The organism is Butyrivibrio proteoclasticus (assembly GCF_900115735.1).
In the GTDB taxonomy this organism is placed as follows: Bacteria; Bacillota; Clostridia; order Lachnospirales; family Lachnospiraceae; genus Butyrivibrio; species Butyrivibrio proteoclasticus_B.
Genome location: NZ_FOXO01000004.1, coordinates 122293 through 147919, shown reverse-complemented (window position 1 = coordinate 147919; position 25627 = coordinate 122293). Strand labels below are relative to the sequence as shown.

Annotated in this window: 27 protein-coding genes; 18 read left to right on the top strand and 9 right to left on the bottom strand. The window is 39.5% G+C overall.

Features of this window, described 5'->3' with window-relative positions; all coding sequences use genetic code 11:
• Positions 1–247 precede the first annotated feature (247 nt).
• The 13 genes from BM146_RS04090 (at position 248) to BM146_RS19130 (ending at position 14149) form a co-directional block, all read left to right on the top strand.
• Positions 248–994, top strand: a complete 747-nt coding sequence (locus BM146_RS04090; RefSeq protein ID WP_074884737.1) for a DeoR/GlpR family DNA-binding transcription regulator — start codon at positions 248–250, stop codon at positions 992–994.
• Positions 995–1010: 16 nt separating this feature from the next.
• Positions 1011–1916 carry a 1-phosphofructokinase gene (gene pfkB / locus BM146_RS04085; RefSeq protein WP_074884734.1) on the top strand — a complete coding sequence of 302 codons (906 nt, stop codon included), beginning with the start codon at positions 1011–1013 and terminating at the stop codon, positions 1914–1916.
• Between the two features lie 18 nt (positions 1917–1934).
• The gene (locus BM146_RS04080; protein ID WP_074884731.1) at positions 1935–3863 is read left to right on the top strand and encodes a PTS fructose transporter subunit IIABC; all 1929 of its coding nucleotides are present in this window, start codon (positions 1935–1937) and stop codon (positions 3861–3863) included.
• Between the two features lie 76 nt (positions 3864–3939).
• Positions 3940–4203, top strand: a complete 264-nt coding sequence (locus tag BM146_RS04075; RefSeq protein WP_022773040.1) for an HPr family phosphocarrier protein — start codon at positions 3940–3942, stop codon at positions 4201–4203.
• Between the two features lie 52 nt (positions 4204–4255).
• Positions 4256–5962, top strand: a complete 1707-nt coding sequence (gene ptsP, locus BM146_RS04070) for a phosphoenolpyruvate--protein phosphotransferase (protein WP_074884728.1) — start codon at positions 4256–4258, stop codon at positions 5960–5962.
• A gap of 116 nt (positions 5963–6078) precedes the next feature.
• Positions 6079–7698, top strand: coding sequence for a clostripain-related cysteine peptidase (locus tag BM146_RS04065; RefSeq protein ID WP_074884725.1), 1620 nt, complete (start codon positions 6079–6081; stop codon positions 7696–7698).
• Between the two features lie 148 nt (positions 7699–7846).
• On the top strand, positions 7847–8326 hold the full coding sequence (locus BM146_RS04060; protein WP_074884723.1) for a MarR family winged helix-turn-helix transcriptional regulator: 480 nt from the start codon (positions 7847–7849) through the stop codon (positions 8324–8326).
• Between the two features lie 42 nt (positions 8327–8368).
• Complete coding sequence (locus tag BM146_RS04055; protein ID WP_074884721.1) at positions 8369–10117, top strand: ABC transporter ATP-binding protein; 1749 nt, start codon at positions 8369–8371, stop codon at positions 10115–10117.
• 114 nt (positions 10118–10231) lie between these two features.
• A complete protein-coding gene (locus BM146_RS04050; RefSeq protein WP_074884718.1) occupies positions 10232–12172 on the top strand; it encodes an ABC transporter ATP-binding protein in 1941 nt (646 codons plus the stop codon).
• Positions 12173–12287: 115 nt separating this feature from the next.
• Complete coding sequence (locus BM146_RS04045) at positions 12288–12833, top strand: helix-turn-helix domain-containing protein (protein WP_074884715.1); 546 nt, start codon at positions 12288–12290, stop codon at positions 12831–12833.
• Positions 12830–13591, top strand: a complete 762-nt coding sequence (locus BM146_RS04040; protein WP_074884711.1) for a HipA domain-containing protein — start codon at positions 12830–12832, stop codon at positions 13589–13591. Before BM146_RS04045 ends, BM146_RS04040 begins: the two co-directional genes overlap by 4 nt.
• A complete protein-coding gene (locus BM146_RS04035) occupies positions 13579–13881 on the top strand; it encodes a hypothetical protein (RefSeq protein ID WP_074884708.1) in 303 nt (100 codons plus the stop codon). The genes BM146_RS04040 and BM146_RS04035 overlap by 13 nt, the downstream gene beginning before the upstream one ends.
• 106 nt (positions 13882–13987) lie before the next feature.
• A complete protein-coding gene (locus tag BM146_RS19130) occupies positions 13988–14149 on the top strand; it encodes a hypothetical protein (RefSeq protein WP_177201576.1) in 162 nt (53 codons plus the stop codon).
• A gap of 83 nt (positions 14150–14232) precedes the next feature.
• Here BM146_RS19130 and BM146_RS04030 read toward each other — a convergent pair whose 3' ends face one another.
• From BM146_RS04030 to BM146_RS03995, 8 genes are all read right to left on the bottom strand, one after another.
• Positions 14233–14595 (bottom strand): response regulator, encoded by a 363-nt coding sequence (locus BM146_RS04030; protein WP_022773049.1) that lies wholly within the window; start codon positions 14593–14595, stop codon positions 14233–14235.
• 177 nt (positions 14596–14772) lie between these two features.
• Complete coding sequence (locus BM146_RS04025) at positions 14773–15183, bottom strand: hypothetical protein (protein WP_074884705.1); 411 nt, start codon at positions 15181–15183, stop codon at positions 14773–14775.
• 2 nt (positions 15184–15185) lie between these two features.
• Positions 15186–15707, bottom strand: coding sequence for a hypothetical protein (locus BM146_RS04020; protein WP_074884702.1), 522 nt, complete (start codon positions 15705–15707; stop codon positions 15186–15188).
• Positions 15708–16202: a DUF4860 domain-containing protein gene (locus BM146_RS04015; protein WP_074884699.1), complete on the bottom strand. Its 495-nt coding sequence runs from the start codon at positions 16200–16202 to the stop codon at positions 15708–15710.
• Between the two features lie 13 nt (positions 16203–16215).
• Positions 16216–16557 carry a hypothetical protein gene (locus BM146_RS04010; protein WP_074884696.1) on the bottom strand — a complete coding sequence of 114 codons (342 nt, stop codon included), beginning with the start codon at positions 16555–16557 and terminating at the stop codon, positions 16216–16218.
• Between the two features lie 4 nt (positions 16558–16561).
• On the bottom strand, positions 16562–17617 hold the full coding sequence (locus tag BM146_RS04005) for a type II secretion system F family protein (RefSeq protein ID WP_074884693.1): 1056 nt from the start codon (positions 17615–17617) through the stop codon (positions 16562–16564).
• Between the two features lie 10 nt (positions 17618–17627).
• A complete protein-coding gene (locus tag BM146_RS04000; protein WP_074884690.1) occupies positions 17628–18596 on the bottom strand; it encodes a transglutaminase-like domain-containing protein in 969 nt (322 codons plus the stop codon).
• A gap of 9 nt (positions 18597–18605) precedes the next feature.
• A complete protein-coding gene (locus BM146_RS03995; RefSeq protein ID WP_074884688.1) occupies positions 18606–19439 on the bottom strand; it encodes a histidinol-phosphatase HisJ family protein in 834 nt (277 codons plus the stop codon).
• A 197-nt stretch (positions 19440–19636) separates the two neighbouring features.
• Here BM146_RS03995 and gap point away from each other — a divergent pair, with 197 nt between their 5' ends.
• The 3 genes from gap to tpiA all read left to right on the top strand — a co-directional run bounded on the left by gap (position 19637) and on the right by tpiA (position 22832).
• Positions 19637–20662 (top strand): type I glyceraldehyde-3-phosphate dehydrogenase, encoded by a 1026-nt coding sequence (gene gap / locus BM146_RS03990; protein WP_022773061.1) that lies wholly within the window; start codon positions 19637–19639, stop codon positions 20660–20662.
• 70 nt (positions 20663–20732) lie between these two features.
• Positions 20733–21971, top strand: coding sequence for a phosphoglycerate kinase (locus BM146_RS03985; RefSeq protein WP_074884685.1), 1239 nt, complete (start codon positions 20733–20735; stop codon positions 21969–21971).
• 114 nt (positions 21972–22085) lie between these two features.
• Positions 22086–22832: a triose-phosphate isomerase gene (gene tpiA, locus BM146_RS03980; protein WP_022773064.1), complete on the top strand. Its 747-nt coding sequence runs from the start codon at positions 22086–22088 to the stop codon at positions 22830–22832.
• A gap of 42 nt (positions 22833–22874) precedes the next feature.
• Here the strand turns inward: tpiA and BM146_RS03975 are convergent, their stop codons facing one another.
• Positions 22875–23945: a P-loop NTPase family protein gene (locus BM146_RS03975; protein ID WP_074884683.1), complete on the bottom strand. Its 1071-nt coding sequence runs from the start codon at positions 23943–23945 to the stop codon at positions 22875–22877.
• Between the two features lie 248 nt (positions 23946–24193).
• Here BM146_RS03975 and BM146_RS03970 point away from each other — a divergent pair, with 248 nt between their 5' ends.
• Both BM146_RS03970 and BM146_RS03965 read left to right on the top strand, forming a co-directional pair.
• Positions 24194–24979, top strand: coding sequence for a histidine phosphatase family protein (locus tag BM146_RS03970; RefSeq protein ID WP_074884679.1), 786 nt, complete (start codon positions 24194–24196; stop codon positions 24977–24979).
• Between the two features lie 130 nt (positions 24980–25109).
• Positions 25110–25610, top strand: coding sequence for a shikimate kinase (locus BM146_RS03965; protein WP_022773066.1), 501 nt, complete (start codon positions 25110–25112; stop codon positions 25608–25610).
• Positions 25611–25627 lie beyond the last annotated feature (17 nt).

Genomic DNA, 25627 nt, shown 5'->3' with positions numbered 1-25627 from the left:
AAGAAAGATTTACGGTATAACCTTGATATTTATTCTTTTTTAAGAATATATTTATGAGCTTTCATATATAATATAAGAAGTGGAAGTAGATGCTCATTTTTGGTCACAAAAATTACACATATTGAGCGTTTGTGCTTGTTTTGTGAGTATTTAACAAGTATATCAGTGATTAATTGTGATTAATATTGATTGATTATGATTGAGTATGATGTTATCATTTATTCAATAAAATCTAAAAGAGGGCAATATGCTTACACAAGAGCGTCGTGATCTTATAGTTTCATATGTCAATGATAACAATGCGGTTACGGTGGCAGAACTCATGGAGAAATTTGATGCGTCTGCTGCTACGATTCGTCGTGATCTCTCTGTTCTTCATGACGAAAAAAAGATACTCAAGGTGTTTGGCGGTGCTACATCTGTTATGTCAGGAGATGTGACAACTTTTGAACCGTCAGTATCAGCAAAAGCTTCGCTTAACAAGGAAGAGAAAGATGCAATCAGTAAATATGCTGCTTCCCTGATTTATGATGAGGATTTTGTCTATATTGATTCTGGTACGACAACTCTTGAGATGATTAAGTATATTGAGAACAATAAGGCCAAATACATAACAAACGGAATAGTGCATGCCAAAAAGCTTTTGGAAAAGGGACTTAACACCATGATTATTGGTGGAAGGTGTAAGGCTTCAACAGAGGCTATTATAGGACCGGATTGTATCGAAGGCATTAGTAAATATCACTTTACCAAAGCTTTTATGGGAACCAATGGTATTTCAATACCTGCCGGTTTTACAACCCCGGATGTGGATGAAGCTCTGGTAAAACAGGAAGCGGTCAAGCATGCGTATATCTCTTATGTTTTGGCGGACCATACCAAGTTTGGTCAGGTAAGTTCGGTTACTTTTGCAGACATAACAAGTTGCTGCATTATAACGGATAAAGAGCCCAGTAAGAATTATAGTAGTAAGACAATCGTGAAGATTGTTTGAAGTAAGGAGGAAACACATGATCTATACGGTAACTTTTAATCCGGCAATTGATTATGTTGTCAGAATGAGCGATTCCCTTTTGCCGGGAATGACAAACCGCTCTGATTCTGAGGAATGTTACTTTGGTGGAAAAGGAATCAATGTATCCACTATTCTTAAAAACTTAGGAATAGACAATACTGCTCTTGGATTTGTGGCAGGTTTCACCGGAGAGGCGATTGAAAAAAGTGTTATTGAGAGAGGAATAAAGGCTGACTTTATTAAGCTCAGTGATGGAATCTCCAGAATTAATGTAAAAATAAAAGGTCAGGCTGAGACAGAGATAAATGCTCAGGGACCTAAGATTCCTGCTGATGCTTTGGATAAGCTGTTTGCACAGATAAAAGAGCTTAAGGATGGTGACATTCTTATACTTGCAGGTAGTATTCCAAATTCTCTTCCAAGCGACGTTTATGAGAAAATTATTTCTTTTGTCTGCGATAAAAAGATAGAAGTTGTAGTGGATGCTACTAAGGATCTTTTAAAGAATGTTCTTAAATATCATCCATTTTTGATAAAACCAAACAACCATGAACTTGGTGAGATGTTTGGAACGGTCCTTAAGACCGATGATGAAATCGAGGAACATGCCAGAAAACTTCAGGAAATGGGCGCCAGAAATGTTCTTATATCAATGGCTGGTGACGGATCAATGCTCATTACTGAGACCGGTGAAAAATACCGTGTAGGCGTTCCAAAGGGGAAGGTTAGAAATTCGGTAGGTGCAGGCGATTCAATGGTCGCAGGTTTCATAGCCGGATATCTAAATAAAGGGAGCTATGAAGAGGCTCTCAAAATGGGTACTGCTGCTGGAAGTGCAACTGCTTTTTCAGATGATCTGGCAACAGGACAGGCAATACACGAACTATATATTAGCCTATAAGGCATACAAGGAGGGACTATGAAAATCACAGATTTACTGAAAAGAGAGGGTATACTCTTGAATTCCCCTGCGAAAGACAGGGATAGCGCAATCGATGCACTTATCGAGCTTCATTCAAAAGTTGGCAACTTAAATGATGCCGCTAAGTTTAAAGAAGCAATCCTTGCAAGAGAAGAGAAGGGATCAACAGCTATCGGGATGGGTATCGCTGTTCCTCATGGAAAGTCCGCTGCAGTAAAGACTGCAGGTCTTACTGCAATTACAATCCCTGCAGGAATCGATTACAAGTCACTTGACGGGAATCCAAGTAATCTTTTCTTCATGATCGCTGCACCTGATACAGCAGCTGACACACATTTGGAAGTTCTCTCAAAGCTTATGACTCTTCTTATGGATCAGTCATTTTCCAAGAAGCTTGTTGAAGCTAAGACAGCTGATGAGTTCCTTAAGATTATCGATGATAAGGAAGCTGAAAAGGATAAAGAGGCAAGTGCCAAGGCAGCAGCTGCAGCACCTGCATCAAAACCATCAGTTAAGAAGCTTGTTGGTGTAACAGCATGTCCTACAGGTATTGCTCATACATTTATGGCTGCTGAAGCTCTGGAGCTTAAGGCAAAAGAGCTTGGAATAAATATCAAGGTTGAAAAAGATGGTTCAGCCGGAGCAAAAGACGTACTTACTGCAAAAGAGATTGAAGAGGCAGATGCAGTTATCGTTGCATGTGATAAAAACATCGATATGGGCAGATTCAATGGAAAGCCTGTTGTCATAACATCAACAAAAGAAGCTATCCATAATCCTGAGGGCCTTATTAAGAAGGCAACTGACGGTAATGTTTCAATCTACCATCATTCAGGAAAGATAACAGCAGCTTCTGACGATTCAAATGAATCAGTAGGACGTCAGGCTTATAAGCACCTTATGAATGGTGTATCACACATGCTTCCATTCGTTATTGGTGGTGGTATCCTTATCGCTATCGCATTCCTTTTGGATGATTTCTCAATTGATCCAAGTAACTTTGGTAGCAACACTCCTGTTGCCGCATGGTTTAAGTCAATTGGTGGTACGGCATTTGGATTTATGCTTCCAATTCTTGCCGGATTTATTGCACAGAGTATTGCAGACCGTCCAGGTCTTGCAGTTGGTTTTGTAGGTGGCGCACTTGCAAGCACAGGTGCAACTTTCGTTTCACCTGGCGGAGATGTTCCTTCAGCTTTCCTTGGTGCTTTGGTTGCTGGTTTTGCAGCTGGTTACCTTGTTCGTTTCATGGAAAAGATTTGTGAGAAACTTCCACAGGCACTTGAAGGTATCAAACCTGTACTTATCTATCCTCTTTGCGGTATCTTTATCATCGGACTTGTTATGTGTGCGATAAACCCTATCGTTGGTGCTCTTAATGCATGGATAACAGCTCTTCTTGAAGGAATGGGAACAGGTTCTATGATAGTTCTCGGTATCCTTCTTGGAGCAATGATGGCAACAGATATGGGTGGCCCTCTTAATAAGGCTGCTTACGCATTTGGACTTGCAAGTCTTGCTAACCAGAATGAGACTGGTCATATGATCATGGCTGCAATCATGGTTGGTGGTATGGTTCCTCCAATCGCAATTGCTCTTGCAACTATCTTCTTTAAGAATAAGTTTACTCCGGCAGAGAGAAAGTCTGGTCCTGTTAACTTTATCATGGGACTTTGCTTCATCACAGAGGGTGCTATTCCATTTGCAGCAGCTGACCCGATCAGAGTAATCCCATCTCTTATGGTTGGTTCAGGTATTGCCGGAGCTCTTTCAATGGCATTTAAGTGTACACTTAGAGCACCTCACGGCGGAATCTTCGTATTCCCTGTAGTTGGTAACGTAGCAATGTATCTTGTAGCACTTTTGATTGGATCTGTTGCAGGATGCTTTATGCTTGGTCTTCTTAAAAAGAATGTTGAAGACTGATATAACACAAATAGATAATGTACAGCCATTTTTTAATGGCTGTACATTAGGTTTTCATTTAAGAAAGGATTAAAAAATGGTATCACAGGTAGTAAAAGTAACAAATGAACAGGGAATGCACATGCGTCCGGCAAGTCTTTTTTGTCAGACAGTAACTCCTTTTAGTAGCGATGTTAAGGTTGTTTTCAACGGAACAGCTTATGACGCTAAGAGTGTTATGATGCTTATGAGCGCTTGCATCAAGTGCGGTGCTGAGATCGAGATCCAGTGCGACGGTCCTGATGAAGCAGAAGCTTTAAAGAAGGCTGTAGAACTTGTTGAGAGTGGATTAGGAGACTGACGTTCTGGCGAGGATTGGAGATCCGAGAGCAGAACTTCATTAGGAGGTATGAATGTTTAAAGGAATCGCCGCATCACGCGGAATAGGAATCGGAAGTGTCTGCGTTATTGTTGAGCACGATCTTAAATTTGAAGCGAAAAAAATTGAAGATATACAAGCTGAAAAAGAACGTTTTAATAAAGCTGTAGAGGAATTCATAACCGAAACAACTGCTCAGGCTGAAGACATCAGGAAGAAGATTGGTCCAAAAGAAGCTGAAATCCTCGAGGGCCATATAGTTATGATTTCCGATCCTTCCATGGCCGGAGAGATGACCAAAATGATCGATTCGGGTCAGTGTGCCGAGTCTGCTGTAGAGGCAGTTTGTGACATGTTCATTGGCATGTTCTCAAAGATGGACGATGATATGATGCGTCAGAGAGCTTCAGACATCAGTGATGTTAAGATCTCTATGCTCAAAATTCTCCTTGGTATAAAGGATATAGATATTAGTAAGGTTGCTCCGGGAACAGTTCTTGTGGCTAAAGATCTTACTCCATCAATGACATCTCAGATCAACAAGGAAAACGTTGTTGGTATTCTTACTGAGGTTGGTGGTAAGACGTCTCATTCAGCTATTTTGGCAAGAGCGCTGGAAATACCGGCAGTGCTTTCTGTGCCTGATATTACAAAGCTTGTTAAGGATAAAGACACTGCCATTGTGGATGGAACTGAGGGCAATGTATATATTAACCCAGAGGGAGATGTGCTTTCACAGTACATTTTAAAGAGAGAAGAGTTCATCAAAAAACAGTCTGAACTCAAGGGATTCCTTGGAAAAGAAACTAAGACTCTTGATGGCGACACTGTTGAACTTTTCTGTAACATTGGTACTCCAAAGGATGCTAAAAAGGCCATTGAATGTGACGGTGAAGGAATAGGTCTTTTCCGTTCAGAGTTCTTGTTTATGGATAACAATCACATGCCTACTGAAGATGAGCAGTTTGCTGCTTATAAGGAGGCAACTGAGATTATGGGTGGAAAGCCTGTGATCATCAGAACTCTGGACATCGGTGGAGATAAAGATATACCTTATCTCAATATGAAGAAAGAAGAAAATCCATTTCTTGGATACAGGGCTGTCAGATATTGTCTTGGCAATAAAGACAGTTATATGATACAGCTCCGTGCAATAGTCAGAGCAAGTGCATTTGGTAAAGTTAAGATCATGATCCCGCTTGTAACTTGCGTTGATGAACTTAGAGCGGTAAAAGAGCTGGTAGAGGAGATCAAAAAGGATTTCGATGAGCAGGGAATTGCCTATGACAAGGATATTGAAGTGGGTTGCATGATCGAAACTCCTGCTGCATCACTTATAGCTGATATTCTTGCAAAGGAAGCAGATTTCTTCTCAATCGGAACTAATGACCTTACTCAGTACACAATGAGTGTTGATAGAGGAAATGCTGATGTTGCATATCTTTATTCAACCTTCCAGCCATCTGTGCTTCGTTCAATAAAGAACATCATAGAATGTGGAAGAAAGGCAGGAATTCCTGTAGGAATGTGTGGTGAGGCTGCAGCTGATCCTATGCTGATTCCTCTTCTTATATCATTTGGACTTACAGAATTCAGCGTTAATCCTGTTCTTGTTCTTACTGCAAGATGTGTTATCTCTAAGTGGAGCAAGGAAGAGGCCGATAAGCTGGCTGAGAAAGTCATGGCCCTTGATAACGAGAAAGAAATCGTAGCTCTTTTGAAAGAGTCTGCAAAAGAATGATGGTATTAGATTATTTATATAATTAGATAGCATAAACATATGGTAAAATGAAACTGCCGGGATACAGAGCGTATTCTGGCAGTTTTTAGTTGCGTTGGGAAAATGGGGAGGACTTAATGCTTAAAAAGATAGGGAAAACTATACTGATACTTCTGGCAATACTGGGGATCTTGTTTATTGTTATCATGCTAATACCTACGGATGATGAAAGTCCTGAGACGGTACAGACAAGTGATGCTGTAACAGAGCAGTCACAGGAAAACAGTGCCTTAAATCCGTATGCTGATATTGATGTGGTATCTGTGGATACTGACGCAAAATCAGCCACAATAATGATCTACATGAATGGATCAGACCTTGAGTCAGAGGCGGGGGAGGCATGTGAAGATATAGAGGAGATGCTTACCTCTGCCATAGGGAATAATGTAAATGTCATTATTCAGACCATGGGGACAAAAAAGTGGCATGGCTTTGGGATATCTTCACAAACGGCACAGACATACAAAGTAGATAACGGAAATCTTGTTTTGGTGAGAGATAATCTGGGACAGCTTGACTGCACAGCAAAAGATACGTTATCGGAATTTGTGGGCTTTTGTAAAACAAAGTATCCTGCTGACAGATATCTTTTTGTATTTTGGAATCATGGCGGCGGCCCGGTTTATGGATTTGGCTATGATGAGTGGCAGGATGAAGACGAAAGTCTGACTATTGATGAGATGGCGAAGGCCTTTGCTGAAAACAGTGACATTCAATTTGACATGATCGGAATGGACTGCTGTATTATGGCCAGCATGGAAACCTGTTACGCCCTTTCGCCTTATTGCAAATATGCTCTCCTTTCAGAGGATTTTGAATCAGGACTTGGTTGGAACTACAACAGGTGGATGAAGTCTTTTGAAGAAAATCCGGGAATGGCAACACCTCTTTTGGGAAAATATATTATTGATGACATAATAACAGACAACGAAAATGAAGATGGCGGTGATTCAGCCTGTCTTGCTCTTTTTAACGTATCAGTTGCCACAGATTTATTCAATGCCTGGAAAAATTATGCATATAAAAATGAATATAAGCTTCTTGACAAGAATTACAGTAGAAACCATAAGGCTAAAGGAAGAGCGATTGAGGAATGGGATTTTTGGGGATCTGATGGTAGCGATGTAACTCTTTCAGATTATTACATAAGCGACATACTGGCCCTTATGGAAAGTGTGGATAACAACAGTGATGAGGCCAAAAAGCTTATGTCTGTACTTAAGGCTTCTGTGGCATATTACGGGCACACATCAGACAAAAATGAGCTTACAGGCCTCTCGGTTTCGCTGCCCTATGGAGACTCTGACTTTTATGACAAGTTGAAAGATGTCTTTAAAGGCATATCTTTAGACAATGAGTATATCGAATGGCTGGGATCATTTGTTTCAAGCGACGGATATGATGACTACTACGATTATGGTGGTTTTGAGGATGATTGGAGCGGCTGGGGATCCTACGAAAGCGATTATGGTTTTAACTACAGCAGCGGTGGCTCGGGGCAGTATTTCTTTGATGGCGATGATTATGAAAATGACTGGGTATATGATCACGAAGAAAAGATCTGGTACATGTATGAAGATGATGTCCTCTATCTATATGATGACGAGACCAATACTCTGTTCTATTACGATGAATATGAGGACAGATACTACTACTACGATGAAGATCAGGATGACTGGTTTGAAGTAGAGGAATAATTAAATATGAAAGTTTTATGAAGTTGTGCAGTGACTTCTTGACAACATGTAGCTAGCTACGTATTATATAACATGTAGCTAACTACATGTTTTCTTTTTATGGAAAAGACATTCTTTTCAACGAAAAATATCGAAAAGAGAGGGACAAATGAGTTGCACAGACGGACAAAATGAGTTTTTTAGAGACCGTGAACATGAGCCCATAGGCTTTAAGTTCAAACTTATCCATGAGGGCTTTGTTGCAATGTTCAATAGAGAGCTTAAGGAAGATGATATAACTTTTTCTCAGGTTATGGTGATCTCGTACCTTGATGAGCACAAAGATAAAAAAGTGACTCAAAAGGATATCTCTGAAGCTCTTCATATCAAGCATCCGACTACGATAGGTCTTTTGAAGAGGCTGGAAGAAAAGGGCATGATCAAAAACGTGACAGATCCTGACAATCGCAGGTGCCGAAATGTTACTCTGTCAGAAAAGGGACTGGAGTTTGTTGATAAACGAAGGGAGCGAAGAAAAAACACTGACTATTATCTGGTTAATGGAATGACAGAAGAAGAGATTGAATCCTTAAGAAAGCTTTTGGACAAAGTCATAGATAATATGGGTTCGATAAATATCAGATGTTAATTATAGGGTTTTACCCTAATTATTTTATAAAGGGAGAAATATATGGTTAAGACATTACTAAAAGAAATAAAGGAATTTAAATTTCCTTCCATAATGACTCCAATCTGTATGATTGGAGAAGTTATCTGTGAAATGGTAATTCCAATCCTGATGGCCAGAATCGTCGATCTGGGTATATATGGCGGCGACATGGCTCTGATCTTTAGAACAGGCGGCATGATGATCGTGATCGCAATTCTTGGACTTCTTGCCGGCCTTGGTGGAGCTTATTTTGGAGCTAAGGCATCAGCTGGTTTTGCCAGAAATTTGAGAAAGGCTATGTTCGATAATATCCAGACATTTTCGTTCTCGAATATAGATAAGTTCTCAACTTCAGGTCTTGTAACAAGACTTACAACCGATGTAACAAACATCCAGAATGCCTATATGATGACACTCAGAATGGCTATGAGAGCACCTTCATCTCTTATTATTGCCATGATCGCAGCATTTACCATAAATGCAGAGCTTGCTTCTATTTATCTGGTTGCTGTGGCAGTTCTTTCAGTTATCATGGTATTTATAATGAACAGGGCAACTAAATATTTCAAAGAAGTATTTGAAAAGTATGATGCTCTAAATGAGAGTGTTCAGGAAAATGTATCAGCAATCAGAGTAGTAAAGGCTTATGTAAGAGAAGATTACGAGAACAATAAATTTAAAAAAGCTGCTCTTAATATTTACAACATGTTTGTAAAAGCTGAATCCAACGTTGTTTTCATGAGCCCTATCATGACAGGTACAGTGTATATCTGCATTCTCCTTATCAGCTGGCTTGGTGCGCATATGATAGTTGGTGGAAGCCTCACAACAGGTAATCTGATGAGTCTTTTGACCTACTGTATGACAATCCTCATGAACCTCATGATGCTTGCTATGATCTTTGTTATGCTCACAATGGCTTCAGCAAGCGGTAAGCGAATCGCAGAAGTTATCGAAGAGAAAACAAATATCACAAATAATGACAAGGCCATTAAAGAGGTTCCGGACGGAAGTATTTCTTTTGACCATGTAAGCTTTGCATACAACCAGACTTCAGAAGAACCGGTGTTAAAAGACATAAATCTTGAGATAAATCCCGGCGAGACAATAGGTATCATCGGAGGAACAGGTTCTGCGAAATCTTCTTTGGTAAATCTGATAAGCAGACTCTATGATGTCACAGGCGGTTCAGTTAAGGTCGGCGGCATCGATGTAAGAGATTATGACCTTGAGACTTTGAGAGATCAGGTTTCTGTAGTACTTCAAAAGAATGTGCTGTTCTCCGGAACAATTCTTGATAACCTCAGATGGGGCAATAAGGATGCATCTTTGGAAGAATGCAAGAGAGCCTGCAGAATGGCCTGCGCTGACGAATTCATAGAGAAGATGCCTCAGGGCTATAACACAGAGATCGAGCAGGGCGGAACCAATGTTTCCGGTGGACAGAGACAGAGACTTTGTATCGCAAGAGCTCTTTTAAAGAAGCCTAAGATCCTTATCCTTGATGATTCAACAAGTGCTGTTGATACAGCTACAGATGCCAAAATCAGGAAGGCTTTTGCAGAGGAAATACCTGGAACCACAAAGCTTATCATTGCTCAGCGTATAAGCTCAGTTCAGGGATGCGACAGAATAATCGTCATGGACGATGGTAAGGTGAATGGATTTGGATCACATGATGAACTTCTTAAATCCAATGATATTTATAGGGAAGTATATGAGTCACAGACCGGAGCATCGGGAGATGCGGACTTTGATCAGGCTGGCTAAGAGAACCGGCTGTGTTTTTTAAGCTTGTTCGAATGTGTTATGCCGGAGATGTTCAGATGGAGGCATAACTTCCACATTGTTTATAACTTTTTATTTATAGATGGAGGCTAAATAATGGCAGAAACAAAACAGATAAAAACAGGTCCCGGCGGTGGGAACAGACGAGGAATGCCAAGACCAAAGGTACAAAACCCCGGTGCTTTATTTAAGAGAATTATGGGATATGTGTTTAAATACTATCCTTTACATATGATAACTGTGCTTGTTTGCATACTGTTAACAGTATTTTCAAGTGTACAGGGAACTCTTTTTACAAAGACTCTTATTGATTCCTATATTCAGCCTATGCTCGATAGCGGAAACAGTGATTATGGCCCGCTTCTTGCTGCGATGGGAAGAGTTGCGATATTCTATGGATTAGGTGTGATCGCAGCTTTCGTTCAGGCAAAGGTCATGATCTACATAAACCAGGGAACACTAAGAAAACTTCGTGAAGAGCTTTTTGTCCACATGGAGAGTCTTCCTATAAAGTATTTTGATACAAATGCCCATGGCGATATCATGTCAATCTACACCAATGATATTGATACTTTAAGACAGATGATAAGCCAGAGTATTCCACAGATGCTCAGCAGTGCGATCACAATCGTGAGCGTTCTGATCTCTATGGTTGTGCTCAGTATTCCATTGACTCTGATAACTCTTTTGATGGTTGGAATTATGCTGTTTTGCTCAGCTAAGGCAACAAAGGCTTCAGGTAAAAATTTCGTAGCTCAGCAGAAGAACATTGGCTCATTAAATGGTTATATCGAAGAGATGATGACTGGCCAGAAAGTAATCAAAGTATTCAATCATGAGCAGGAAGCAATCGAAAAATTCGATGAGCTCAATCAGCAGCTTTATGAGAGTTCCTTTAAGGCTAACGGCTTTTCTGGTGCTCTTGGCCCGATAAATGCTCAGCTTGGTAATACAAGTTATGTTATCTGTGCTATGATCGGTGGTGCGATAGCTCTTTCTGATTCAGTTGCTGTTGGCTTCACTGTTGGTGCTCTTGCAAGTTTCCTTACTTTCAATAAGAGCTTCTCAATGCCTATCAACCAGGTAAGCATGCAGTTTAACTCAATCATAATGGCACTTGCAGGTGCAGAGCGTATTTTCAGACTTCTTGATGAAAAGCCTGAGACAGATGAAGGATATGTAACCTTGGTTGATGCAGAAATCAAGGACGGACAGGTTGTTGAAGCAGATCATCACACAGGTCACTGGGCTTGGAAGCATTATCACAAGGCTGACAACACTACAACCTATCAGCCAATGGAAGGTGATGTTACATTTAATGGCGTAGACTTTGGTTATACAGATGAAAAGATGGTTCTTCACGATATTGTCCTTCACGCAAAGCCTGGTCAGAAGATTGCTTTTGTTGGTTCAACAGGTGCAGGAAAGACAACAATCACAAACCTTATCAACAGATTTTACGATATTCAGGATGGTAAGATCAGATACGACAATATCAATATCAACAAGATCAAAAAAGCTGACCTTCGCCGTTCACTTGGAATAGTACTTCAGGATACACATCTTTTTACCGGAACTGTACGAGACAATATCCGCTATGGAAAGCTCGATGCAACAGACGAAGAAGTAATTGCAGCAGCTAAGCTTGCAAATGCTCACGGATTTATTAAAAGACTTCCTGAAGGATATGACACAATGCTCACAGGTGATGGAGCAAATCTTTCACAGGGACAGCGCCAGCTCCTGGCTATTGCCAGAGCTGCCATCGCAGATCCTCCGGTACTTATCCTTGATGAAGCGACATCTTCAATTGATACCAGAACAGAAAAGATTGTTCAGGATGGTATGGATAAGCTCATGAAGGGCAGAACTACCTTTGTTATTGCCCATAGGCTTTCAACTGTTAAAAACAGTGACTGTATAGTAGTCCTTGAACAGGGTCGTATCGTAGAGCAGGGAACTCACGATGAACTTATTGCCAAGAAGCAGCGTTACTACCAGCTTTATACAGGAAATAAGGCAGAAGAAACTGCATAAAAAATGAGTGTTATAAAGACGAGAGGCTGTAAAAAATGAGAAATCATTTTTGCAGCTCTTTTTTTGTTTGATAATATATCAAAAATGATATATTCTAATTACAGAGGAATAACGCATGAAGCAAAATGTTGAAGAAATAATCATAAAAATAAAGAAAAGAAGAAAAGCTCTTGGAATGACTCAAGTGCAGATGGCGAAGCTATGCGGTATTAAACAGTCAAATTATAGTAGATTTGAATCGGGAAAGCAGATGCCTTCTTTAGATACACTTCTTTCTATATTGGATGTGCTTGGCATGGATATACACCTGACTCCGGTAGATTATACAGTGTATGATGTTATGGATCGAGATGAAATAGTGTGTATAGTGGAACTTGATAGAAGTAGAAAAAATATTAAATTCAACAAAATAAAGAAAGATGGTATAGGACAACCTTTTTCCGGAAACAGGCTTAATTTAGAGCGTTTTTATTCTTTTTTGAAGGACAGATGCTACGAGGATGGACGGGCGGACCTTGACAGAATTTTAGAAAAAGCTAATCTTACATCCAATAATCCTTATGAATTTATTAAACTGTCTCACGGAGTGACTTATGAAGATACTTTTTGGATTAAGCTTCACGATGAAAAAATAAAATGGAAGGATGTCAAATTGATATGAGAGACTACAAGTTAAGCCCTCGTGCGATGGTGATGGTTGCAGGAAGTTCAAAGGGAACTCAGCCAAAATACTTTGATAAGGGATTTTGGTATAAAGAGAACAGAGCAGGTTATGAAGGAAAAACTGAGCAGTTGGCATCGCTTGTTCTTTCCTGTTCGAATGTGGATTATTTTGTCGGATACGAAGAATGTACTATCAATGGGAAAAAAGGATGCAGATCTCAGAATTTTTTAAAAGAAGGATGTTCTTTTTTGAGTTTTCAAAGATTGTATGATATGTATTTTGGAGGGAACCTGTCTGAGCGCATTATCATTATGGATGATCCTCAGGATAGGATAAATTTTATAAAAGAATTTATACGTGATTACACAGGGTTTGATTGCAGTGATTATCTGTCAAAAATACTTTCATTTGATATGCTTATATTGAATACCGACAGGCATTTTAATAATCTTGGAATAATTGTGGATACTGAAACAGAAGAATGTTTTGAAGCACCTGTGTTTGACAATGGAGCTGGTCTTCTTAGTGATTTTACGCGCTTTCCAATGGATAATTCTATTGATGAGAATATTGAATTGGCATATGGGCAGCCCTTCTCATCCAGTCTGGAAATGCAGGCACAGTTAGCAGGTGTGACATTGAAAATCGATTATGGTAAGTTAGAGGTGGCATTAAGAGAAGAACCACAATCCAGGGCTCTAACGGTTCTGAAATACCAATTAGACAGGTACAAAGGTTTATTATGCAAAAGCTAAAAGAAAAGAATAACTCTTTTATTCAGTGGCCACTTGATGGCTCAGGCTCAGCAGAATCTCTTGCCTGGGAAGATGAGCAGAACCACAATGCTCCTTGCTCACCGGCTATGGGCTTCGCATTTGATCCTTCCTCTGTTCAGACACAGTACACAGCAGTAAGTTTTAATTATAAAAAGGTTCATAAACCCACTTTAATAAATAGTCCTATGCCGTTTAAAAAACGGTGTAGGGCTATTTTTATGGAGAAAAAGCATGTCCGGCTTAACATAAATTTATTGTTTAGCGTATGAAACTTTTTGTTGATGGCTTGGAAAAAAATCATAGGTTAAAATTAATGCATATTATGACAAAAAAATAACAAATGGCGTATGTCATTAAAAATAAGGAGGAGATTTAATGAAGTACCAAGGACTTTTTGAGCCTATCAAGATTGGTAAGCTCGAAATCAAGAACCGCTACGCAATGGCTCCTATGGGACCACTTGGTCTTGGAGACTGCGAAGGTGGCCGGAATGACAGAGGAATTCCAGGAAGAGTGACAATATCGTTCTATGATTGAGCCACGGAAATTACCATGATTCAGCATAAAAAAACCAGTAATGACGCAGTCATTACTGGTTTTTTGAAATTCGCAAAGTATTATTATCCGATGGCTTTTTTAACGGCCTCAAGAACACGGTCAGCCTGGAAAGGCTTAACGATGAAGTCCTTGGCACCAGCCTGAATAGATTCTATAACCATTGCTTGCTGACCCATAGCAGAGCACATAATACAAACCGCATTAGGATCTGCAGCCTTAATTCCCTTTAGAGCTCCAATACCATCAAGCTCGGGCATTGTGATATCGAGAGTTACAAGGTCGGGTTTCAACTCATTATATTTTTCGATTGCAATCTTTCCGTTCTCTGCTTCGCCGGCAATCTCATATCCATTCTTGGAAAGGATATCCTTAAGCATCATACGCATGAAAGCGGCGTCATCAGTAATGAGTATTCTTTTTCCCATATTGAACCTCCAATAAGTAATTTAGTATGAGACAATTAAAACAATTTCTTTTTTTAAATTTAATGTAGTTCAGTACATAAATTATTGTATCACAACATTTTGAAAATAAGCGTTAAATCGTTATGCAAATAATTAAAATTTGATAAAGTCTCTGAGAAAATTGTTTTAACAAATTAATTAGTTTTGCTTAACGGGGAGAGAGTAATCATACTCGAAATCCTCGTGGTTGACGATTTGCCATTGCTTAATGCTGTAGAAATTGCTTGAAGTGCTCAAATTGTTTACAGTATTTACACTTAACGTAATATCGAGAGTTTGATTGTCATTAATTTGTATACTTTCTTTGATTATACCATTTTCAAGTCCATAATCATACCCTGAATTTACTGCCGCAAGAAAAGCATTTCCTTGGTGACATGCATTATAGTATATTCGTTCACGTTCTGCAAGTTTATTGCTCAAGTTATAGTCTGCCCTTGAGTTTACAAGGGATAGACAGGCAAAAGATATGAGACTTAAGACTGTAAAAATAAGTAATATAGATGCGCTTCCAACGTGGGCACCCGGAAGATTTTTACTTTTTGACATTTTTAATTTCCCCTATAAGTGTCAACAGATATACTGTGGATGATATTCGGATTGTTTTCATCAATTTCAAGAATCGGTTCATCAAGACCTCTGACATCTACAATCTTAATAGTGCCACAGATAGCATTACCATTGAGCTGGATATTATATTTTGTGACATCTGAATACGCTTTGGATGCAGGCATTTCTTTTGTGCTCAATATTGCTTCAAATGAAGCTTTTGCTGAATTTCCATCCATATATTCCCAGTTATCATCAAAAAAGATTATGAGATTATTATCTGAAATAAATGCTGAAGGGTATAAGTTGCCAATTTCATTTATGTCGCCTTTTGCACTGACAAAGCTTTCTGCAATGGACTGGGACCATGTGACAGCGTGATTTAAGTTAACTGTTTTGTCAGCCAACTCATGGGAGGCTACAAATAGTTTTACACATACCGCGGCAGAAAGTGAAAAAAAGAATACTGCAACTATAAGCTCCATAAGGAAAAGGCTTGTTCTTGAATTGATTCTTTGGTTCATTTAGTTTTCCTCTGTGCTTCTTTTTGCTATATAGACGACTTCATTTTCGCCGTCCTCTAATACAATATTTACAGATAAAAGAGATTCATTTACATATGAGACATCAAAAGAGTGGATTTCAAGGATCTTCTGACCTGACTGGGGGTAGAAGTTTGTGAGGTCCGCTCTTGCATACAACTCCATCAGATATCCGTTATAGTCATAAATATAAGTATTGTATAAAGTACTGTTTACTTCCTCCTGCAAAACAAGAGTGTTCTGTCCAAAAAGGTTTGTGACAAAAATTGCGCCATTATTATCGGACTGTCTGACTTTTTCAGTGATATAAGCACAGGCAGTTCTGTGGTCATAGTTGCTTTTCATTGTATCCACATTCTTTTTGTAGATACCGGCACCCAGAGAAATAACTGAAAGCGCAGACAGTATAAATAAAAGCATGAGACACAGTATGAATGCTACATCTACAATATGATGTTTGTTTCTTATATAATCCATATGTTTCTCCTGCTTAGTTGTTTATTTTGAGGACGGTTACATCAGGATAAAGATTCGAAGCGATTGGCTGATAATCCACGAAAAATGTGGTTTTGTCATAGGTGAGCCCGTAGTGATCTTCAAGATATGACAGATCCGGTGGATACATGCCTTCAATCGCGTAGCATTGTACAATATCCCTGGCTAAAGCCCGCTCCAGAGATTCCTGTTGTTTTTCGATGGTGTTTTTTCCTGAAGCGTCAACGGCAAAGTAAAATAACAGGATAATAGCAGCAAAAATTACTGCGGAAAGAATCCTGTATACACTATCAGATATGGTTAATATATTTCTTTTCTTTTCAAATCTGTTTCTCATTTGATTATCCTATAGATGTCATTATGCCCATAAGTGGCATGATCACTGATAAAAGAATCATTCCGACTATTATGGAGAGTATTATTACCAAAGTAGGTTCAATAATAGAAATTATGGATGAGATTTTTCTCTGGGTCTCGCGTTCAAACCTGTCAGCAATCTGTTTCATTGCCTTGTCCATTGCTCCTGATTTGAAACCAACATCTACCATCTGTGCATAGAATGAGGTGAATATTTTAGAAGCCAAAAGAGCTTCCGGAAAACTGCTTCCGTCAATGAGCATTTCTTTACAATTATCAATTTTTTCTTTCATCTCATTTGACTCCACTAGCTTTTTTACCAAAGCAAGTCCTTCAAAGGTATCCATACCGCTTGAAAGAGTAAGTACCATTCCGCTTGCAAAACGTTCACTTTCAAGTTCCTGCATAAGCTTTCTGGTCGGTGCAAATCCACCAATGAATTTTCTGAAAGCCTTACGACCTGATATCGTATAAGTGATATATAAAAATAAAATTGCCAAAAGAACCAAAAAAGTAACAAATATGAAGGAGTATCTGTTAAGCAGATTTCCGAGATTTAAAAGAGACTGGGAGAAGCCACTCATTGTCGTTCCTAGCTGTGCAAAGACTTGTTCAAAAATCGGAAGAACCTTTAAGACAAGTACCATAACCACAACAAGCATCATAAAAACCATGACGAGAGGGTAGCTGATGGCACTTTTTATACTGGACTGAATGTTGTCCTCTCGTTCGTAGTAGTCAGCAAGAGAGTCCATAACAACGTCTATATTTCCGGATTCTTCTCCAATTGTAACCATGTGAGAAACATAGTCCGGGAAAACTTCACTCATAGCCAGGGCAACATGGAATTTTTCACCACTTCTTAGAACCAGGCTGATGGAATCAAGAATTTGTTTTATGGAAGAGTCATCGGTATCTTCAGACAATATTTCAATGCTGTCTGAAGGAGCAATACCTGCTCTTAAGAGAAGAGCAAGCTGTCTGCAAAAACTTGATATTTCGTAGCTGTTTAGTTGTTTGATTTTTCTTTTTGTTTTCATAATCCAATCCCTAATAGATATATTTTACGGAGTAATTAGATCCATCTCCAATAAAGCTCTTTAGTTCTTTTTCATTGACGTTGGATGCGAAGGTTGGATCCATGAGTGACCACTTTGTTCCGTCAAACTCTATGATTCCGTTAACCCAACCAACATCCGTGATATAAGTGCTTATCCATGCGTGATAGGCAGTTCCGGCATAGCCTACTTCCATTCTGGTGGGAATCCTTTGGCTTCGCAGCATGCTGCTCATAAGAACTGCATAATCGAGACATATTCCTTTTTTGGTTGAAAGAACTTCATCAATATCAGGAATATAGCCGCTTTGAACTGTTTCGGCTTCATGGTAGTCGTAAGTGATGTTATCAATCATAAAGTTGTACACAGATGATACAACCTCCAGATCGTTGTTGCAGGAATAACTAAGTTCCTGACCCTTGGAAACAGCCGCATTATCTTTTGTGAAATTGACGTACTGGTTGGGATATAAAAAAGGTGAAAACTCATTGGAAATATTTACTTCGACCATCTGGGAAAAAACCATAGAATACTGAGTCTTTTCAATGTTCTCATAAACATTTACAAGGTATTCACCATTGCCTGACTGAAGAGGGAAAACTTCATCAGTGGGAGTTCGTGAATTAAGATTATAAGTATATGTAGTCTCATCAGGCCCGGTGATCTGAAGCTTGACCTTGGGGGATTCTCCTGTATATCTGACAATTACGTATCCCTCAGAAGTGTTGGAAGCGTCAAGATGAGCAAATTCATTCTCATATATAACTGTCCCGCTAGCTTCAGGTACAAGACAAACAGGCGTATTGTCCCTTGTGCCTTTTGTGGGAGCGGAAACTGAAATTTCGGAGGAAGCACTAACATCGCGTGGACCTTCTGATTCGTTGCCGCAACCTATAGTTGCAAGGGATAATACACCAAGAACAATCAATATTCTCTTTGTAAAAAGAAATCTGATCTTCATTACTATATTTTACAATAGTTTATGTACTGTTGGGACTCTTTTTTTGAAGGTGTAGTACTCGGTGAATCCGCTCTTTTTTGCAAGTTCTGTCATTTCTTCAAAGTGAGTAGCAACCCTTTCAGGAGTGTGCGCATCAGACCCGAAGGTTATGATTTTGCCGCCCAGTTCTTTGTACCTTTTTATTATTTCAGGACAAGGATTTGGTAAAAGAGTTTTGTCTTCGTAGGCAAGAACCTTAGAGTTTAAATCAAGTCCCTTATCATTTTTTATGAGATACTCCAAAATAGCATCGATTATATCGCTATATTTTGAGTAAGAATAAGAGGTGTCGCCATCGGGAACGTAGCGGGCAATGTAATCTATATGTCCAAGAACATCAAAATCTGTAAAGCCTTTTACGTTTTCAAGTGTTTCCTCGAAATATTTTTTGAAAATGTTTTCAATGCTGCCGCCTTCCCAGAAATTAGGGTAGAAAGGGTCTTTTTTGTCTAATAAGTGCTGCGAAGCAATAACAAAATCAAAATTGTTATCCCTTACAAATGAGAGATTTTCCTGAACACAATCGTTTTGCATTCCTATTTCAACACCGAAATTCAGAGTGATCCTGTCGCTGTATTTTTTACTATAGTATAAAAACTCATTACGATAGGCTTTTATGTCAAGGTCAAAGACATTTGGCGGAAGATCCGGCAAAAGAGGGTAGTTAAGATCCAAGTGCTCTGTGAAACAAATCTCATTTAGGCCTCTTTTAATAGAGGATAAGATCATTTCCTCCATTGGTGCTGTGCTGTCTCCGGAATTATGTGTGTGCATGTGATAGTCTGGTGGAAGAAAATTATTCATGGTGTTATCGCTCCATAAGTTATCAATATTGAGAAATATATCTTTAGTTTTTTTTAAGCATATTCTAGCATAAAATTTTGCAATCTTACTTGATTTATACCTAAAAGTCTATTAGAATAAGAATTGCTGATAAAAATTTATCAAATATGATATGTAACAGCAACTAAACATATAATTCATTTTAGGAGGAACTTAAAATGGCAGTTAAAGTAGCAATCAATGGTTTTGGCCGTATCGGTCGTCTTGCATTCAGACAGATGTTTGAGCACGAAGGAACAGAGATCGTAGCAATCAATGATCTTACAGCGCCTAAGATGCTTGCACACCTTCTTAAGTATGATTCATCACAGGGCAAGTACAAATACGCTGATAAGGTATCTTACGGCGAGGATTCCATTACTGTAAACGGTAAGGAAATCAAAATCTACAAGGAAGCTGATGCTAATAACCTTCCTTGGGGAGAAATCGGAGTAGACGTTGTTCTTGAGTGTACAGGTTTCTACACATCAAAGGACAAGGCTCAGGCTCACATCAACGCTGGTGCAAAGAAGGTTGTTATTTCTGCTCCTGCAGGAAATGATCTTCCTACAATCGTATATAACGTTAACCACGAGACACTTACAGCAGATGACAACATCATTTCAGCTGCATCTTGCACAACAAACTGCTTAGCACCTATGGCTAAGGCTCTTAACGATTTCGCACCTATCCAGTCTGGTATCATGGCTACAATCCATGCTTACACAGGTGATCAGATGATCCTTGACGGACCACAGAGAAAGGGTGACCTTAGAAGAGCACGTGCAGGCGCTGTTAACATCGTTCCTAACTCAACAGGTGCTGCAAAGGCTATCGGTCTTGTTATCCCTGAACTTAACGGCAAGCTCATCGGAGCTGCTCAGAGAGTTCCTGTTCCAACAGGTTCAACAACACTTCTTTTCGCAGTTGTTAAGTCTGACAAGGAACTTACAAAGGAAGCAATCAACGAAGCTATGAAGAAAGCTTCAGATCCTGAGACATTCGGATACAACGAGGATGAGATCGTATCTTCAGATATCGTTGGAATGACATATGGTTCACTCTTCGATGCTACACAGACAATGGTTACAGCAATCGGCGATGGCCTCTATGAAGTTCAGGTTGTTTCATGGTATGACAACGAGAACTCATACACATCACAGATGGTTCGTACAATCAAATATTTTGAAAAGTTTGTTAAGTAATTAAGGATTAACTAAAAGGTCCGGTCCAAATGGACCGGACCTTTTTTAAAACGAAAAGGAGACAAAAAAGATGAGTCTTAATAAAAAGTCAGTTGATGACATCAACGTAAAGGGCAGACGCGTACTTGTTCGTTGCGATTTCAACGTACCTCTTAAGAACGGCGAGATCACAGACGAGACAAGAATCGTTGCAGCTCTTCCTACAATCAAGAAGCTTATAAAGGATGGCGGCAAGGTTATTCTTTGCTCACACCTTGGAAAAGTAAAAAATGGCCCTAACGAGGGTGAGTCACTTGCTCCTGTAGCTAAGAGACTTTCAGAGAAGCTTGGCAAGGACGTTAAGTTTGTTGATGATTACAACGTAACAGGCGCTGCAGCAACAGGTGCTGTAGAGGCTATGAAAGAGGGAGATGTTGTTCTTCTTCAGAATACTCGTTTCAGAGGCAAGGAAGAGACAAAGCCTGAAGAGGCTGGCGAGGCTTTTGCAAAAGAGCTTGCTGATCTTGCTGATGACTATGTTTGCGATGCATTCGGTTCAGCTCACAGAGCACATGCTTCTGTAGCAGTTGTAACAAAGTACATCAAAGAAAAAGGCGGAAATAACGCTGTTGGATATCTTATGCAGAAGGAAATTGACTTCCTTGGAAATGCAGTAGAGAATCCTGTAAGACCTTTCGTAGCTATCCTTGGTGGTGCAAAGGTTGCTGATAAGCTCAATGTTATCAACACTCTTCTTGAGAAGTGCGATACACTTATCATCGGTGGTGGTATGGCTTACACATTCCTTAAGGCTAAGGGATATGAGATTGGTAACTCTCTCCTTGATGACAGCAAGATTGACTATTGTAAAGAGATGATGGAAAAGGCTGAGAAGTCAGGCAAGAAGCTTCTTCTTCCTATCGACACAGTTTGCATCGATGAGTTCCCTAACCCTATCGACAACCCATCAATCGCTACAACAATCGTTGATTCAGATAAGATTCCTTCAAACAAGGAAGGCGCTGATATCGGACCTAAGACTATCGAGCTTTACTCAGAAGCTGTTAAGTCTGCTAAGACAGTAGTTTGGAACGGACCTATGGGTATATTCGAGAACCCTGTTCTTGCAAATGGTACTAAGGAAGTTGCTAAGGCTCTTTCTGAGACAGAAGCTACAACAATCATCGGTGGTGGTGATAGTGCAGCAGCTGTTAACCAGCTTGGTTTTGCAGACAAGATGAGCCACATCTCAACAGGTGGTGGAGCTTCTCTTGAATTCCTCGAAGGCAAGAAGCTTCCTGGCGTATACGCTGCTGACGATAGAGCGTAATGAATGATAAGTAATGTCTTAGCGAGATTTTATCGAGCTTAGACTACTACTTAGTTCTGGCGAGTGTAAGCGAGAGCAGAACTTCCTTTGAATAAAATATTAGAGGTGATAAAAATGGCACGTAGAAGAATTATCGCAGGCAACTGGAAGATGAACAAGACTCCTAGCGAGGCTGTTGCACTTGTTGCTGAGCTTAAAGATTTAGTAAAGAATGATGCTGTAGACGTAGTTTACTGCGTTCCAGCTATCGATATCGTACCTGTAGCAGAGGCTGTTAAGGGTACAAACGTACATGTAGGTGCAGAGAACTTCTACATCGTAGATAACGGTGCATTTACAGGTGAGATCTCAGCTCCTATGCTTAAGGATGCAGGTGTTGAGTATGTTATTATCGGACACTCAGAGAGAAGAGATATCTTCGGTGAGAACGATATCCTCATTAACCAGAAGGTTAAGAAGGCATTTGCATCAGGTCTTACACCTATCCTTTGCTGTGGTGAGTCACTTGCACTTCGTAAGGCTGACACATACAAGGAATGGATCGAGAGACAGATTACATGGGATCTTGATGGCGTAACAGCTGATCAGGTTAAGAAGCTTGTTATCGCTTACGAGCCTATTTGGGCTATTGGAACAGGCGAGACAGCTACAGCTGACCAGGCTGAAGAAGTTTGCGGACTTATCCGTAAGCTTATTGCTAAGCTTTATGATCAGGCTACAGCTGATGAAGTTCGTATCCAGTATGGCGGATCAATGAATGCCGGCAACGCTGCTGAGCTTCTTTCTAAGGAGAACATCGATGGTGGTCTCATTGGCGGAGCTTCACTTAAGCCAGACTTCGGCAAGATCGTTAACGCATAATAAATGATATAAAAAGCGGGCATCCTCAGATGCCCGTTTTTTTCATGCATTTTGTAGTTCACCCTCGAGAGCAATTTGCTCATCTACAAATTCTTTAAATCGTGGAAGTTTGATCGATACAACTCCACGAGTTTCTACATCAATAATTCCCTTTTCTTTTAGCCTTGCCCGGGGAATAGACCACGAGCTATGGTTCTGCTTTGTTAATTCCAATAGTTCACTTGCTTCCATCTTGTCTTTCTTTACAATAAAGCTCAGGAAGTACTTATCTTTGGGTGCCAGTTCACTCCATATCTTCTTATATACTTTATCTGCTAAAACTTCGTCGAACTTCATAATGACTTCTTTTGTAAGGGCTTTTTTACCAGAATCCCATACGTATTTTCCAAGCACCTGATATGCGAAAGCATATCCCTTTGTAATAAATGCCATTTTCTCTGCATCATCATAGGATACGCCCAAAGTATTCTGATAATCTGATCTTATATAGGTGATATTCAGAGGAGTCATCTCAAACTTCGTGGCGCGAAGGAAAAAAGTAAGGCCGTCAGTGTTTTCTATACTCTCGATGTCTTCATAAAGCCCTGCAACCACAAGATTTATCGGAAACTCTTCCCTTATGAGAATTTGAAACTCCTGTATAAAATCAATAATGCCCTTCGTCTTCCTTGCTTCATCAATCGTTATGAGAAGCCGCTTATCATTTTTTGAAAGTTCTCTTAATAACGTTTTAAGTACATAATCCATGCTTGTTGCAGGACTCTTCTTTGAAAGGTTAAGGCCAATTCCAAAAGCAGATAAGTTTAGATTTGCATCTATGAACTTAGTCAAAGCGGGCACAGCACTATATAGATTTGATACAATATCCGTCATTATTTCTGCGTCAGGGCGTACTCCAATAACAATCCACTCATCTCTTTCTCTAAAATAGCGCTCAATTGCTGTTAATGTTACTGTCTTGCCAGTTCCTCTGATTCCTGTTAGCTTAAAGGCCTGCTCATCGGGGGTTTCACTGTCAAGAGCATCAGTAATGCTGTCAATTATGCTACTTCTACTGATGAACTGAGTCGGGATTTTTCCAAAACTTATTGTATAAGGGTTTTTACTTGCCATAATCCACCATCCTATATAAATCTATATAATTTAATTCATCTATATAATTCTATATAAAACTATATAATTCAAGGAAACTATATAATTCAATATAATTTATACCATCTTCCAGCTTGTTTATCAATGAGTAGTAACATGGGAAGAGTAATGAGCGTGTATCTATGTCTAAAAACGTGCTATCATAGTTGGGAAAAAATAAAGAGAATAGTGTTTTTGTAATGAACATAAGAAAAGGATAAGACAAAAGAATGAGACTGATATTTATAAGGCACGGAGACCCAAATTATGAGATTGACGGATTAACAGATAAGGGCAAAGTGGAAGCTCAGCTCTTGGCAAAACAGATTAAAAATTTTGGTATAGATGAAGCTTTTGTCTCACCTCTGGGAAGAGCAAGGGCTACAGCAGATTATTCGTTAAAAGAGCTTAATATGACAGCTACAACCTGCGACTGGCTCAGAGAGTTTCCTGCTGAATTTGATGCGAATATTGCTGATGATGAGACAAAAAGGGCATATAAAACAGAACTGATAAAAGATGAAAGCACAGGGTTATATCACAAGCGTATATTATGGGATATGCTTCCTTCATACTATGGTGATCATCCTGAGCTTTTTGATGTTATTGGATGGCGTGATTCAGACCTTGTAAAGGCATCTGATATGCTCCCTAAATACGATAATGTCATACAAAATTTTGACGCGCTTCTTTCTGGCCATGGGTATAAAAGAGATGGCCTAATATATAAGACTGATAATGGCAATGACAAGACATTGGCCTTTTTTTGCCATTTCGGTATAACCGGTGTATTGTTATCACATCTATGGAATGTATCACCATTTATTCCGCTTCAGTTCCTTGCAACAGCTCCTACCTCAGTCACTGAAGTTGTAACTGAGGAGCGCGAAAAGGGCATTGTAACCTTCAGAACACTTCGGGTTGGCGATACAACGCATTTATCAATGGGCGGCGAAAAAGCTTCATTTTCCGCAAGATTCTGCGAAAAGTATGAGAATATGGACGAACGACACTGATAATTAAGTTTTTTGCGATCCAATACGATTGGTTCAATTGCCTTAAGTGTGATATAGTTACTTGGTATTCGTGGTGGCAGGAAGGATATCTTTTGACCTGCTATCAATAGGCTGGAAAAATGGAGCGATTATGAAAAAAAACAATATAATACTGATAGGTATGCCTGCTTCCGGAAAGAGCACAGTAGGTGTAATTCTTGCGAAGATTCTTGGATATAACTTTATTGATGCGGATATAGTGATCCAGGAGAAAGATGGAAGAAAGCTTTCTGAGATTATAGAAGCAGAAGGAATAGATGGATTTGTAGATTTGGAAAACAGGATCAATTCCGAAATTGAAACTGAAAAGACCGTTATTTCCACCGGCGGAAGCGTAGTGTATGGAAAAGAAGCCATGGAGCACTACAAGAATATAGGAAAAGTTGTGTATCTGAAAGTCTCCATGGATGTCCTTACTAAGCGTCTGAATGATGTTAAGCAGAGAGGAGTTGTCATGAGAGAGGGACAGTCTTTAGTCTCACTTTACAACGAAAGAACTCCTCTATATGAGAAATATGCTGATTATACCATTGATGAGGGAACCCATACAATGGAGGAAGTAATTGCTGATATTCTTTCTGCAATCAGCTAATGGTATATATTACCTGT